Consider the following 13625-nt stretch of genomic DNA (forward strand, 5'->3'; position numbering starts at 1 on the left):
GCGTGCTCCAAGCACGTCGAAGCGAGAAGGCCGCCCGACACAAAAATAGCAGGATGCTATTTTTGCGCGTCAGCCCGAAGGGTGGAGGGCAGGAGCCCTCCACACGCAGTCGGATGGCCCTTTTTCACCAGCCGACTAAGCAAGGCGGCCGTTGCGGATGGTGGTGACCTTGTTCCCAAGGATCTCCACGTCGCGCTGGTCGTGGGTTACAAGCAGGGTTGGAATTTTCTCGGTCTCAATCACACTTTTCACCAGTTTACGGCTTTCATCGCGCAGTTCCTGATCCAAAGCGGAAAAAGGTTCATCCAGCAAAAGCAAACGAGGCTCGCCCATCAAGGCGCGCGCAATGGCGACACGCTGCTTTTCCCCGCCCGACAGCACCGCCGCTGGCCTTTGCAGGAAAGACTCCATTTTCAGGATTGAAGAAAGTTCTTTCAAACGCGCACTGGATTTCGCTGGATTCACTTTGCGGGCGCGGGCTGCGAACATCATGTTTTCTTCAGCACTCAGGTGCGGGAAAAGATCCAAAGTCTGAAACACCACGCCCAAGTTTCGGTCCGGAGTTTTCAGCTTAGCCAGATCGGTCCCCTGATAAGTCCACTTGAATCCCGGGCAGCTTTCAAGGCCCAGCAAAATGCGAAACACCGATGTTTTCCCAGAGCCCGACGGGCCCCACAATACAGTGACGCCTTCATCGAGGATTTCCCAGGAATCGATATCTAATTTGAAGTCTCCGTAATCACGGTGCAAATTTTCGACCAAGGACACGGCTGCCTCCCACACACAAAGCAAAACAAATCAAACCGGCGACAATAATCAAACTGCTAAGAACAATGGCCTGATTCAAGCGATAACCCGACATCAAGGTTTCCGTCATCATCGCGATGCTCAGATCCCGGTGCGCCAGAATCCGCGATACGGCAAAGTCACCCGCTGCCCAGATCGACGCTATCCCCGCCAGTAATCCCGCACGACCAGAAAGCTGCGGGAACAGAATTTCTTTAAAAATCTGCGCTTTGGAAGCCCCCATGGAGTAAGCCACGGTCATCTGATTTTGCAAAGCGTGCAGTTCGCTGTCCCAACCCATACGGAACAGGCTGTTCAGACTGAGCAGCGTCAGCGCCACCGGAATTTTGATAAACGGATAAAAGCCTTCGTTCGGGCTTAAGATCAAAAGGCAAAAGCACGCCAGTGAAGTGGACGGCGCCACATAACCATTCAGGAATTTTTCAAACCACGTCTTCGGCCAACAGTAGGCAATCAGCATCAGCCCGGCATAGGACAAAATACCAACACTCATTCCCAAAGTCAGACTGCCAATAAAGTTCCAGATTAGCGCTGACTGCAATTCATAAAACGTGGAAATCTGCGAAAGCCCGGACAGGAACCCCTGCACGTACCCAAACAGATACAAGAAGGACAATCCTGCGATAACGAAAATGCCCGTCGGCGTTTTCAGCAGGCTCAAATTTGCAGAGCGGGTGCTGTGCACAGCTTTTCCGCGGCTGGCGACAAAGGACAGCGCAAAGATAAACACTGATTGCAGGAATGCCAGTAAAACTGCGTCCCCCCAGTTACTTGAAAGACGGATCTTTTCATAAATCAACACTTCCACCGTGGTGCCACGCCCGCCGCCGACAATCAGCGGAACCGCGAAGCTGCCAAAACAGATCACAAAGATGAATAACCCCAGCAGCCAGAAATCTTTTTTCAGCATCGGGAACAACCCGCGCATCAGGAACTGCCAGCGGCCCGCCCCTTCCACATAAGCAAGCTCGATCATGCCACCCAGTTTGTTTTCAATGGTCGACGCCAAAAGAACCGCCACCAGGCCAAAGTTCATCAAAGTGTGCACGATCACAATCCCGGGAATTCCCATCGGAAACGGATCAATGACGTTGAGTGTGGAAAGCAGGATAAAGATCGGCGGCATAAAATTGGGAAGCAGGCACAGAATCTCAAGGCCCCAGCGCACCTTGCGCCCGCGGGCCGAGTGCAGGGTCAACAAACCCAGCGCCACCCAAAAACCCATGATCAATGAAAAGACAGAAGAAAAGAAAGCCTGCAGGAAACTGTTCTTAAAGGCCCAGACCAGCTCGCCCATGTCGGGCCAGCCGGAAAAACCAAACTGAGTCAGCAGAAACAGAAATGGAAAAATCAGAAACAGCACCAGGCCAATTCTGAGGCACTGGCGCAGGTTCAATTGAGATCGCCCCGGCGGATCTCAGTCCAACGGCGAAGCAGGCGATCCACTTCGGTGGAAGAAAGGATCTCAACCTGTTGCATGGTTTTGACATTCATCAAAGGAGCAAAGGAAGTGTTTTCCATCACGCCCTTCATCACGGGGAACATATAGTTCTTTTCCATGATGATCTTCTGGCCTTCGTTGGAAAGCATCAGATTCACGAATTGCTCAGCCAGATCACAGTGGCGGCAGAATTCCGGGATGCCCACAAATTCAAACTGCACTGGCAGGGCTTCGTTGAACGGCAAAGCCACATAGTCTTTCTTTTTTTCTTCGATTTCATGATACAGCGGTGACGTCACATAGGAATAAACCAGCTTCGTCTGCTTGTTGGTGAAAAGACCATAAGCCGTGGACCATGTCGGGGAAAAGCTGTGAACCTGAGTCATCAGTTTTTGCAGATAACGGAAGCCCTCTTCCTCGCCCTTGGAACGAATCACCCAGTACAGGAACTGCATCCCCGGGGAACTGGTGCGCGGGTCTTGCAAGGCGATTTTCTTGACCAGCTCTGGCGCCAGTAAATCATCCAAAGACGATGGCATGCGCATCAATTCATTTTTGCGGGCCACGAAAGTCAAAGCCCCCCAGTCGTAAGGAACAAAGAAGCTGTTGGCCAAGGCTGGTTTCACGGCATCATAGACATCCAGCTGACCCAGGCTTAGTTTTCTCCAGCTTTGCTCAGACACCGCTTTGGAAAGATCAAACTGATCCAGGCCCACCACAACATCTGCACCCAGGCTTTCACCTTCGATTTTCAGACGTTGCAGCAAAATTCCAGAATCACTGCCTTCGATGAACTCCACTTTACACTTGCAGCTTTTTTCAAACAGGTCTTTCAATGCCGGTCCCGGTCCCCAGCGACCAGTGAAAGACGCATAACCAAAAACACGCACCGTGGGAAGTGAGCTGTTCGGTGCCGCCGTGTCCGTGCGGTTTAGGACCGCCAAGAACAGACCCAAAAATACAACAGTCAGGAAAAGAACAAAGTGCTTCACGCTCTACCACCAAAGTCCGCGACGGCGCTTGAAGAAATAATAGTCAAAGCCCAGACAGCGTCCCGCACCCACCCAAGCCAGGATCAGGTGAATCGCCAGGAAGGTTTTATACAAATCCTCCATCGCCGGACCCGAGATAAAGAGCATGGTCACGCACAACAGCACCCCAAGGAATGCCACAGGACGAACCACGTATCCGATGATGTAGGAAATAGCGACGGCAAATTCCAGGCCCAGAATAATAAAGGCCACGGTCTGCCAGTTGGGAATCATCGTGGAGCTGGCGAAGATTTTAAACCAGTTCGGAGCATGACTGGCCGGAAGCCATTCAGCCATTTGATCCGCAATGCGCGGACGGGTCAGGAAATCGCCACGATATTTCATCAGGGCATGTTCCAGATAATAGTAACCCAGGAAGATTCTTAAAAAAGAGATCGGAAGAAGATGACCTACGTATTTAACGCTCTCAAAGAATGAAACTAACATGAAGCCATTGTGAACTAGACACCCTTCTTAGGGCAAGTCTCCTCGAGAAAGCAATGACTGCACGCAGGTTTTCTCGCCTTACAGACAGCTCGACCATGAGAAATCAGCCAATGCGGCAACATGATCCAATCTTCAACGGGGACGAACTTTGACAGTTGACGCTCAATCATCACCGCGTTGTCGGTTTTCACCCATCCAAAACGGTTGGACAAGCGGGTCACGTGGGTGTCCACGACGATCCCACTGGGAATATTGAAGGCATTTCCCAGCACCACATTGGCGGTCTTGCGCCCCACGCCTCCCAGCTCGACCAAAGCCTCGAGATTTTGCGGGACTTCGCCACCGTGTTTTTCCACCAAAGTGGTCGCACAGGCTTTCAGATTTTTGGCTTTGTTTTTATAGAACCCGGTCGAACGGATCAGTTCTTCCAAGGATTCGACCGGAGCTTTCGCCATGGCCTTCGGAGTTGGGTATTTCTTAAACAACGCCGGGGTCACCATGTTGACTCTTTCATCCGTACACTGGGCTGAAAGAACGGTGGCCACCAGAAGCTCAAAAGGATTGGTGTAATTCAGGGCGCAATAAGCGTCAGGATAATATCTCTTGAGAAGTTCAATAGTTGCGAGAGCCGCCGCCTGTTTGGCAGTGGGCTTTTTACTGGTCGCCATCGTTTCCGATAGCTTCAACCGGGCAGCCTTCCATCGCCTCTTTGCACAGAGCTTCCTCTTCCGGAGTTTCCGGCTGTCTGGCTACGAACGCGTGACCGTCTTCCTCGTGCATGGAGAAGTTCTTAGGCGCCGTCAGCACACAGGCATCACAAGCAATGCAAGATTGATCCACGAACATCTTGCCGGGCTTATTATCTTTCCAAGACTGACTTTTCTCTGCCATTACGAATCTCCTTAGGGGGGCCAAGCCGCCTTAATATAAGGCTTTTGCCCTTGATGTCAAACCCCCTTCCCGACTTGGGTCGCATTTTTCAAGACCTCTCCTGTCCCCACTGGGTCCTCCCCCCGTCCCTCGTATAGTATCTATATATGAGCCCCAGAGGGCCTTTAGGAACAAACCGCAAGTTCCGCAGCAGTAGGTCCCGAAAGGGACCACGTCCGCGAGGATGTGTCCGAAGCGGTTTGGTCCTAAAGACCCTCTGGGGCGCTCTATGTAGATATAAGGAGAGTTCATGGAAGGACCTCGTTCCCCCCTGGAAGCTGAGCTTCCTCAGGTTTTGGATTTCCTCAATAAAAAGCTTCGCAATGATGCCGCTTGGTCCATTGCTGCGGAATATCCAACGGCCTTTTCCTCTAACAACTTGCATAATATGCGTATCATCGCCGATGAGGGTTCCGTACTATCGCACGCGGTTATGAAACCTCTTATCATTAAAAGCCCCCATGTGATCTTTAAGGTGGGAGCGATTGGTTCTGTCGTCACCGACGATCAGCACCAGGGTCAGGGTTACAGCACCCAGATCATCAACGACTGCCTGAAATCCGCGACCGAGCAATCCTGTGACATCGCGATTCTTTGGACGGACCTATTTGATTTCTACCGCCGCATGGGCTTTGAACTGGCGGGATCTGAAGTCAGCTTTGTGATCGAGGAAAACTTTGATGTTCCGCCGATCAACCTGCGCTTCTCTACCGACAACAAAGTGTCACCGGATGCGATTTACCGCCTTTATGCGGCTCATTCAGTAAATTCTGTGCGCACGATTGAGGAAACCAGAAAGTTCCTCTCAATCCCGCAAACAAAAGTATACACCGCCTGGGAACCGAACGGTCAGCTGGCAGCTTATGCGATCGAAGGCAAGGGTGCGGATCTGGGTGGCTATATCCATGAATGGGGCGGCTCGGTTTCAAAACTGATGGCGCTGTTTGCATTCATCCGTGCGCAAAAAGATCAGCCTTACACAATCATCTGCCCGCGCCACGCAACGAACCTGATCCAGGCTTTGCAAACCAAAGACGTGACAATGAATCACGGCTATCTGGGCATGATCAAGCTGGTGAACTTTGACCAGCTGGCCGCCAAGATCAAACGTGCGTTCCGCGCTGAAGGCATTGCCGACATCGTTCTGGAAAAACATCCGAATCACTTTGTCTTTGGAGTGGGTCAGGATCTTTACACGATCAACAACGAAACAGACATGGTGCGCCTGCTGTTTGGCCCGGTGGACTTCCGTGGCTTGGGCATCTTTAAAGAAGAAACCGCGATCAAACTTGAAAAAATTCTGCCACTGAATCTGTGGATCTGGGGATGGGACTCTATATGAACCGATTTTTAAAACCCCTGTTGCCGCTGCTTCTGGCGGCGACGGCCGTGTCATGTATTAAAACCCCGGAACTGGAAGAAGAAGAAAACCCGTCATCATTGGCGCAGGTTCAGGACTCTTTGTCTGAAGCCTGGGGTTCTGCGGACCCGATGACCATGACTCCGAACGATTTCCTGCTGCAGCAGACCTTCCGAAAAATTGAAACTGGCGAAGACCGCATGCTTTTGCAGGAAGGCATCACCATTTCCAAAAAAGAAGAGCGCACCAATGACTGGCTGTACACGTATCTGTACCAGACCGAGTCTTTGACCTCTGACGGCAACACCCAGCAGTCCACCCGCGAAGACCACCGCTCAGTCACCAAAGCTGAACCGGCGATGGAAGTCTTCGCCCGTGGTCCGAAACTGAAAGGTGAAATCTCTGCCAAAGCCGACGACCTGCAAATGTCCCTGGGTTTTGAGCGCCTGATTGGCTTGGCTTATGCCTGCCAGCTGACAAGTGACCAGATGAAAATCTGCACGGAAACTCTTGGCTATGACAGCTGCGAGGTGAAGTGTTCCAACCTGCAGGTGACGGAAGAAATGCGTCCGGCTCCGGATCTGATGAAAACTCAGGCCAACTGCGGTGGACTTGCCAACTGCACCATGAAAGTGAAAACCGTTTCATTTGACTGGGCTGCTTACTATAAAAAAGGTGAAACCACAGAGAAGCAGAAGGTCAATTACAGCATCTCCATTACTCCGGACCTGCCATTCTTTTCCCGTGTGACTGACTACTGCTATCGTGCGCTGGCGCAAGCCGGATCACAAAAAGCTCTCGTGACCGTCTGCACTCGATTGAAAAATTATAAACCGGGCGGCACCTAGTCCGCCCCGCGATTCGTTGCCAACACCTGGTGAATCTTGTAGGCTAAAACCTCCTGTGGAGGTTTTATGAAAAAAATTGCCGTTGTACTTTCCGGCTGCGGTCACCGCGACGGAAGTGAAATCACTGAATCCGTCAGTTTGTTGATCGGCCTTCACCAGGCTGGTGCCGAAGTTCACTGCTTCGCACCTGACATTCAGATTCCCATCACCAATCACATCAATGGCGAAGCCCAAAACGAAAAACGCAGTCTGCTGACTGAAGCGGCCCGCATCGCTCGCGGTGACATCCAAAGCCTGGATAAACTTCACGCCAAAGACTTTGATGCGGTTGTGTTCCCCGGTGGCTATGGCGCTGCGAAGAATCTGAGCAACTGGGCTGAAAAAGGCGCTCAGTGTGACGTGAATCCGGATGTAAAACGTGTGATTCTGGAGTTCCATTCGGCCAGCAAACCAATCGGAGCTCTTTGTATTGCTCCGGTTCTGGTGGCCAAAGTTCTGGGCGACAAAAAGGTCACTGTGACCATTGGTGATGACGCTGCCACCGCGGCAGAAATTCAGAAAACCGGTGCCATTCACGAAGAATGCCCGGTGAATGATTATATCACCGACCGCGAAAGCAAAGTTGTAACGACTCCGGCTTATATGTACGGAGATGCAAAACCAAATGAAGTCTTTGCCGGCATCTTTGGTTTGGCCCACGAAATCGTGGAATGGGCTTAGTGGATATTAGATATTGGGAATTGGCGTAGGAAACAGGTCGTAGGACGTTAGAGGATTTTGAGTATGAAAAAAATTGTGGCTTTGATTTTTGGTGGTAAATCTGCGGAGCATGAAGTTTCTTTGCGTTCAGCGAAGAATGTGGCTGATGCTTTGGATAAGGATCAGTTTACGCCCGTATTGATTGGCATCAGCAAAGAAGGCAGCTGGTATCGTTTCCCGGATATGGGTGTTTTCACTGAGGCGACCAAGATTGTTGACAGTGCCCTTCCATCCAAAGCAGAATCGGTGGCTTTGATGTCCTTGCAAGGCAAGCCGGTTCTTTATTCTTTGAAAGATCAGTCTAAAACGGCAGTGGATGTGGCGTTCCCTATTCTGCATGGAACCATGGGCGAAGACGGCACGATCCAGGGTCTGTTTAAGATGGTTCAGCTTCCATTTGTGGGTTGTGGCGTGTGGTCTTCAGCGGCCGGCATGGACAAAGAGATCATGAAGCGTCTTTTGGCGGTGGCAAAAATCCCGAATGCCCGCTATCTGCTGCTGACTCCGCATCAGAAAAATGATTACAACGAAATCGTGAAACAGCTGGGCTCCCCGTTCTTTATCAAACCGGCCAATGCGGGCTCTTCTGTCGGTGTTCATAAGATCAAAACGGCTGAAGACTTTGTGGTGAAACTGAAAGACGCCTTCCAGTTCGACACCAAAGTTCTGGCTGAAGAATTCATCCAGGGCCGCGAAGTGGAATGTTCCGTCATGGGTCACAACCATGCGCCGAAAGCCTCTTTGCCGGGTGAGGTGATCCCGCAGCACGAATTCTATTCTTATGAAGCCAAGTACATCGATGACAACGGAGCCCTGCTGAAAATCCCGGCCGAGCTTTCACCGGAAACCACCAAAGCCGTGCAGAAAATGGCAGAACAAACCTATCAGGCCATGGGCTGTGATGGTTTGACCCGTGTGGACTTCTTCATTCGCCCGAATGGGGATTTGTACATCAACGAAATCAACACCATTCCTGGTTTTACCAAGATTTCAATGTATCCAAAAATGTGGGAAGCGACGGGTTTGAGTTATAAAGATTTGATCTCTCAGCTAATCCAATTGGGCTTTGAAAAGTTCGAAGGCGAGCAAAGCCTCAAAACCAGCTACTTGGATTAACTTTCTGCAATGATCACGTTAAAGACCCTGAAATTTATCGGGGTCTTCCTTCTTATGTCCTGAAGCGCCGTCAAAAATTATTTTTGTTTATTTCATCGCCCATTTAGTCGATACACTACTCGCATGGGTATCAGACGTTTCTGGAAATATCTTTCGGTCGCAAAAAAGCTGTATATCGTTATCGGCGTCATGGCACTTCTTATTGCCCTGGAGCTTTTCACTTTGTATTTCGCCATGAATTCTTTGTCTTCCGTGCGCGCCTTCGTGGCCGGCGAAAGCATGTGGTCGAAGGGTCAAAAAGACGCCGTCATCACTTTACACAAATATGCGCGCACGCGTGATCCGAATTTCTACACCATCTTCCAGGAAAATGTGCGCGTGCCTTTGGGTGACAGCAAAGCCCGCAACGCTTTGGAACAAGTTCCACCCGACACCGCAAAAGCCAAAGAGGGTCTGCTGGAAGGAAAAGTCCATCCCGATGACATCCCCGGCGTCATTTCCCTGGTTTTAAGATTCCATAATTTCAAACACGTGAAAAAAGCCCTAGAGATCTGGCGCGAAGGTGACCAGATGACTCAAGAGCTGATTGTCATGGGTAAAAATCTGCACACCCTGATTCAAAGAAACGCGCCCGAATCTGAAATCTTCAAGGCTCTGAACAGTGTGGATGATCTGAATGATCGTCTCACAATTCTGGAAGCGTCCTTTTCTTACACTCTGGGGGAAGGCTCGCGCTGGCTGGAAAACATGCTGATGGTCACGCTGATCTTTGCCGTGCTGATTGTGGAAGGCACCGGTCTTTTCCTGACGATCAGCTTCAGCCGCAATCTTTCCAAAGGCCTTTCCGAACTGAACAATGCGGCCCACGAAGTCGGTGAAGGACGCTTTGATGTTCATGTACCGGTTCGTTCCGGTGATGAGCTGGGACAACTGGCCGAGTCCATCAATCTGATGGCCCACCATCTGAGCAGCAGTATCGGCGAACGACAGCAAGCCGAACAAGCCAGTCAGCTGAAAAGTCTGTTCCTGGCCAACATGTCCCACGAGATCCGCACACCTCTGGCGGCGATCATTGGTTTTTCAGATCTGCTGAAAGAATCCCACCTGGATGAAAGCGAACGCCTGCAGTACGTGAACATCATTCACCGCACCGGGGAACACCTGACCCGCATCATCAACGACATTCTGGATCTTTCGAAAGTGGAAGCCGGACATCTGGAAATGCAAAGCCACCCGGTGAATCTGAATTCCCTGCTGGAAGACCTGCATATTCTGATGGTGGCCCGCGTGGGCGACAAGCCTGTGCACGTTGAATTCAACCGCCGTGGGATCGTGCCGGACATGATCCGCACCGACCCTTTGCGCCTGCGCCAGATTCTGACTAACATCATCGGCAACGCCATCAAGTTCACCGAGCAGGGTTATGTGCGCATGACCTATGAAATCTCTGGCAGCAACCTGCTTTTCACCATCAAAGACACCGGTGTGGGGATTTCGCCGTCGCAAAGATCCAATCTGTTCCAGGCTTTTTCGCAGATCGACAACTCGGTTTCGCGCAAATACGAAGGCACCGGACTGGGGCTGGTGCTATCGCGCCGTCTGGCGCAGATGATGGGTGGCGATGTGGTTCTGGAAGAATCTGAGCCCGGCAAGGGCTGCACCTTCAGTGTTAAGATCGCTCTGGATATTCCAAAGATTCACACGGTGAAAGTCGCTCCACCCCCGCCCAAAGAAATTCACCTTGGAAAGCAGCTGTCTGCCACCTCGATCCTTTTGGTGGATGACGTTGAAGACAACCGTTTGTTAATTCAAAGAATGCTGGCGAAACGTGGAGCGAATCTGACCTTGGCCACCAACGGTCAGGAAGGTCTGACCAAAGCGCTTGAGAAAGAATTTGATATCATCCTGATGGACATTCAGATGCCCGTGATGGATGGCTATACGGCCACCCGAAAACTGCGTCAGGCCGGTTACTCCAAACCAATTATCGCCCTGACGGCGCATGCGATGAAAGACGATCGTGACCGCTGCCTTGAGGCGGGCTGCACGGACTATCTGACGAAACCCGTGCAGGTTGAGGCACTGATTCAGACCATTTTAAATTATTCAATGGAAACCATTTAGATACATTCGATGACCTGCTGACGGGTGATGCAGAGGGATTGCTCAGCGCCAGGATTGCCCGGCAGCCCGCTCGCACCCACACTGCCATCCAGGCCTTGCTTTCCTTCGCGAGCTTTGAATGCACAGGGCATAAATGTACCATCCGCCCCTCTCACCATGCCCATCGCCTTGCCGCCAGCGCCGCCAAGACCGCCTTTGCCCCCTGCCCCACCAGTACCACCAAGGCCTGCGCTGCGAAAGTGATTCAATTGAAACTCTTTGCCCGATTGAATCGTCACTTCCAAAGTGCCACTGTCACCACCTGAAGAACCATTACTGCCGGATTTCCCCTGATGGCCTTTACTGCCATCTTTTCCGCTAGCCCTTTCAAAGTGTTCGCCGGAATTCGCGCACAGACTGAATTTTCCATTTTCTCCAGCAAGTCCGCGCATGGATTCATCAGGTGCTGCGCCGGCTTTACCGGCGCCACCGTCCTGACCCAGCATTTGAATTCGCAAAGATCCCTTGGCCGTTCCCACATCCAAAAGAATATGTCCGCCGTGGCGTCCGGCTTGTCCAACACCAGCTTTGAACTCGGGCGATAGTGTTTGGATTCTTGCCCCGTCGGATTCAAGGCGATCGATATGCCAGCGCACGCGATGACCCATGGTATAGATGACGGCGTTCTTTTTCAGAATGACTTCTTTATAGTGAAACTCCAGTTCCTCCACCGGCCAGATTTTGGGGGCTTTTCGCAATTCAAGCTCCAGCTCCGGTCGGGTCAGGAAAGCGCCGTTAAACAAGTACATCTCGCCGTCCACGACCATGCGGCTGACTTTGTTAACCTGAACCATGGGCTTTACAGGGGTGGCATCTTCTTTGTCCCGCACTTCCACACAACCCGCAGTTAAAGCCAAGGCAGCCACTAAAATTCCATTCATTCCGTACTTCATATCGAACCCTTTCGAAGTTTGTAGATCGCAAAGGGGCCTTACAAGTTACGGCCCGGGGCCTGTTGGATATAACGGGTTGTCGTGAGCGGATTCCGGACCTTGGCCTGTGAACGGGTTTTGCAGTGGCACAGAGATGCTCTGGGAAAGAGACTTCGTCAGGATGACGATGAACTGCCAAGGATTAGAGGCGCATGAATTACAACAAGATCAACTACTTTGAAAAAGCGGACTCTCCACAACACCGTGAGTTCATCATTTCCCAAAACAATTGCATACTTTGCGGCACTGTACTGGAGCTAAAACACATTGCCGACCGTGAAGTTTCTGAAGTGAAGGAAGAGGCTTTCTGCCCTCATTGCGAAGTCAAAACCCGCAACCGCACCCATATTCTGAACTAGGGTCCGGTCAACTTTTCGACGGGGATTTCGTCACCTCTTTGACGTTACAGTGTCCCCGTCAAGATCTTAACATCCGAATAGAAGGTGCCTGACCAGGCCCGGTCTGGATTTCCGAAGCTGGATTGTTTGAATCCAAACACATTGCTTTCGGAATTGGGCTGCCATTGATTCAGCCACACTTGCGCGCAATCCAATTGCGAAACCACCTTAGCCAGTTTTTCCTGAGGACCCCAGACCACCGCGGACTGAGCCAGGTAAGACGTGTTCGCCCATTTCAGAATTTCATGCTGATATTTGACCGGAGTCATCAGGAACAAAGGCCCCTGCAATTCATCCTGTTGCAGAACCGAACAGTTTGGCAAATCCAGCATCATCACCGGCTTCATGTGAAAGCCCGTGCCCGGACCGCTGTCGCCACCGGAAAGAACTTTGCCGTGTTCGACTTTGCCTTCCTGAACTTTCTTCTGCAATTCTTCGCGCCGAGCTGACGTGATCAGTGGCGTCCATGGGGAATTGCCTTTCGGGTCCATCAAAGGTTCCAGCTTATCAAGATAAGCCTTCATCGCTTCAATAAATTCAGTCGACATGGATTCCAAAAGGAACAAACGAGAACTGTTCCAGCAAAGCTGTCCTTGCCCCAACAGGAAGGATTTCATGATCTCAGGCATTTGCGCCTGATAATCCGTCCCGGCCAACACCACGGAAGAATTCTTCACACTGCCGGCCAGTTGCATTTTCTTAAACTGCGAAAGACCCGCTTTGGCAATTTGTTCCATGGTGGAGGTCTTTCCCACCGCCGTCACCGCGTGAATGCTGGGGTGCCCTGCCACGATTTTTCCGACTTCGGCATCGCCTTGAAGCAAAGACACCGCACCTGCCGGAACCTCCGCTTTTTGCAAAGCCTCGCCCAGAATTTGTGCTGTGACCGGCGAAAGATCCGAGATCTTCACCACGCACACATTTCCCGCAGCCAAAGCCGGGGCCATTCGTTCAATAACCAAAAGCAAAGACAGATTCCACGAAGCGATGATGCCCACAAGGCCCACGGGCTGAGGCAGCACCTGAGCTGACAAAGGCTGATTCAAACTTGCCGCCACGTCTTTAAGAACTTTGACAGCCGGAAGCAGACTGTGCTGCAGAACAAAACTTTGCGGTAAGCCCTGATGAAGAGCTTCCTGATAGGCATAATCAGAGGATTTTTCTTCCAGCGCTGAAGCCAGCTTCAACAACAAAGAAGCACGGTCCGACAAAGAAAGTTCCTTCATCACGGGTGCGGCTTTTTTTGCGGACTGGATGGCTTTGATCACATCCATGGCGTCGGACGCAGTCACACGCGCCAGTTCCGTGCCATCAAAAGGAGAAATTTTTGCGAAGGTTTTCTGACTGTCGGAAGGGACAAACGCCCCTCCGATAAAGTTTTGCAGTTCCAACG

14 protein-coding genes are annotated in these 13625 nt (G+C 51.3%); 6 read left to right on the forward strand and 8 right to left on the reverse strand.

What is annotated here, in order from left to right; translation table 11 throughout:
• Positions 1-135 precede the first annotated feature (135 nt).
• From AC04MQ_RS00360 to AC04MQ_RS00385, 6 genes are read right to left on the reverse strand one after another with little or no spacing between them, the layout of a single operon-like run.
• Positions 136-768, reverse strand: coding sequence for an ATP-binding cassette domain-containing protein (locus AC04MQ_RS00360; RefSeq protein WP_235046239.1), 633 nt, complete (start codon positions 766-768; stop codon positions 136-138).
• A complete protein-coding gene (locus AC04MQ_RS00365) occupies positions 740-2170 on the reverse strand; it encodes an ABC transporter permease (protein ID WP_475390515.1) in 1431 nt (476 codons plus the stop codon). The genes AC04MQ_RS00360 and AC04MQ_RS00365 overlap by 29 nt, the downstream gene beginning before the upstream one ends.
• Before the next feature lie 29 nt (positions 2171-2199).
• Positions 2200-3240: a thiamine ABC transporter substrate-binding protein gene (locus tag AC04MQ_RS00370; RefSeq protein ID WP_475390517.1), complete on the reverse strand. Its 1041-nt coding sequence runs from the start codon at positions 3238-3240 to the stop codon at positions 2200-2202.
• Positions 3241-3243: 3 nt separating this feature from the next.
• The gene (locus AC04MQ_RS00375; RefSeq protein WP_015089753.1) at positions 3244-3726 is read right to left on the reverse strand and encodes a DoxX family membrane protein; all 483 of its coding nucleotides are present in this window, start codon (positions 3724-3726) and stop codon (positions 3244-3246) included.
• A 14-nt stretch (positions 3727-3740) separates the two neighbouring features.
• Positions 3741-4394 (reverse strand): endonuclease III, encoded by a 654-nt coding sequence (gene nth / locus AC04MQ_RS00380; RefSeq protein ID WP_475390520.1) that lies wholly within the window; start codon positions 4392-4394, stop codon positions 3741-3743.
• Positions 4381-4617: a ferredoxin gene (locus tag AC04MQ_RS00385; protein ID WP_041576914.1), complete on the reverse strand. Its 237-nt coding sequence runs from the start codon at positions 4615-4617 to the stop codon at positions 4381-4383. The genes nth and AC04MQ_RS00385 overlap by 14 nt, the downstream gene beginning before the upstream one ends.
• A gap of 289 nt (positions 4618-4906) precedes the next feature.
• Here AC04MQ_RS00385 and AC04MQ_RS00390 point away from each other — a divergent pair, with 289 nt between their 5' ends.
• The 5 genes from AC04MQ_RS00390 (at position 4907) to AC04MQ_RS00410 (ending at position 10863) form a co-directional block, all read left to right on the forward strand.
• A complete protein-coding gene (locus AC04MQ_RS00390) occupies positions 4907-5998 on the forward strand; it encodes a GNAT family N-acetyltransferase (protein ID WP_015089750.1) in 1092 nt (363 codons plus the stop codon).
• Positions 5995-6864 (forward strand): hypothetical protein, encoded by an 870-nt coding sequence (locus AC04MQ_RS00395; protein ID WP_015089749.1) that lies wholly within the window; start codon positions 5995-5997, stop codon positions 6862-6864. Before AC04MQ_RS00390 ends, AC04MQ_RS00395 begins: the two co-directional genes overlap by 4 nt.
• A 66-nt stretch (positions 6865-6930) precedes the next feature.
• Complete coding sequence (gene elbB / locus AC04MQ_RS00400; RefSeq protein WP_475390524.1) at positions 6931-7584, forward strand: isoprenoid biosynthesis glyoxalase ElbB; 654 nt, start codon at positions 6931-6933, stop codon at positions 7582-7584.
• Between the two features lie 63 nt (positions 7585-7647).
• Positions 7648-8739 (forward strand): D-alanine--D-alanine ligase family protein, encoded by a 1092-nt coding sequence (locus AC04MQ_RS00405; protein ID WP_015089747.1) that lies wholly within the window; start codon positions 7648-7650, stop codon positions 8737-8739.
• 123 nt (positions 8740-8862) lie between these two features.
• Positions 8863-10863, forward strand: coding sequence for a response regulator (locus AC04MQ_RS00410; protein ID WP_475390526.1), 2001 nt, complete (start codon positions 8863-8865; stop codon positions 10861-10863).
• Here AC04MQ_RS00410 and AC04MQ_RS00415 read toward each other — a convergent pair.
• Positions 10860-11783 (reverse strand): hypothetical protein, encoded by a 924-nt coding sequence (locus AC04MQ_RS00415; protein ID WP_148278679.1) that lies wholly within the window; start codon positions 11781-11783, stop codon positions 10860-10862. The two genes, AC04MQ_RS00410 and AC04MQ_RS00415, sit on opposite strands and share 4 nt — an antisense overlap.
• A gap of 203 nt (positions 11784-11986) precedes the next feature.
• Between AC04MQ_RS00415 and AC04MQ_RS00420 the strand changes: the two genes are divergently transcribed.
• Positions 11987-12193 carry a hypothetical protein gene (locus tag AC04MQ_RS00420; protein WP_015089744.1) on the forward strand — a complete coding sequence of 69 codons (207 nt, stop codon included), beginning with the start codon at positions 11987-11989 and terminating at the stop codon, positions 12191-12193.
• Positions 12194-12237: 44 nt separating this feature from the next.
• Here AC04MQ_RS00420 and AC04MQ_RS00425 read toward each other — a convergent pair whose 3' ends face one another.
• Positions 12238-13623, reverse strand: coding sequence for an aldehyde dehydrogenase family protein (locus tag AC04MQ_RS00425; protein WP_015089743.1), 1386 nt, complete (start codon positions 13621-13623; stop codon positions 12238-12240).
• Positions 13624-13625 lie beyond the last annotated feature (2 nt).

This window comes from Bdellovibrio sp. MYbb2, from assembly GCF_056175685.1.

Coding starts and splice junctions, on each gene's coding strand:
- AC04MQ_RS00375 (WP_015089753.1), bottom strand. CDS start 3,726: ATGTTAGTTTCATTCTTTGAGAGCGTTAAATACGTAGGTCATCTTCTT.
- nth (WP_475390520.1), bottom strand. CDS start 4,394: ATGGCGACCAGTAAAAAGCCCACTGCCAAACAGGCGGCGGCTCTCGCA.
- AC04MQ_RS00385 (WP_041576914.1), bottom strand. CDS start 4,617: ATGGCAGAGAAAAGTCAGTCTTGGAAAGATAATAAGCCCGGCAAGATG.
- AC04MQ_RS00390 (WP_015089750.1), top strand. CDS start 4,907: ATGGAAGGACCTCGTTCCCCCCTGGAAGCTGAGCTTCCTCAGGTTTTG.
- AC04MQ_RS00395 (WP_015089749.1), top strand. CDS start 5,995: ATGAACCGATTTTTAAAACCCCTGTTGCCGCTGCTTCTGGCGGCGACG.
- elbB (WP_475390524.1), top strand. CDS start 6,931: ATGAAAAAAATTGCCGTTGTACTTTCCGGCTGCGGTCACCGCGACGGA.
- AC04MQ_RS00405 (WP_015089747.1), top strand. CDS start 7,648: ATGAAAAAAATTGTGGCTTTGATTTTTGGTGGTAAATCTGCGGAGCAT.
- AC04MQ_RS00410 (WP_475390526.1), top strand. CDS start 8,863: ATGGGTATCAGACGTTTCTGGAAATATCTTTCGGTCGCAAAAAAGCTG.
- AC04MQ_RS00415 (WP_148278679.1), bottom strand. CDS start 11,783: ATGAATGGAATTTTAGTGGCTGCCTTGGCTTTAACTGCGGGTTGTGTG.
- AC04MQ_RS00420 (WP_015089744.1), top strand. CDS start 11,987: ATGAATTACAACAAGATCAACTACTTTGAAAAAGCGGACTCTCCACAA.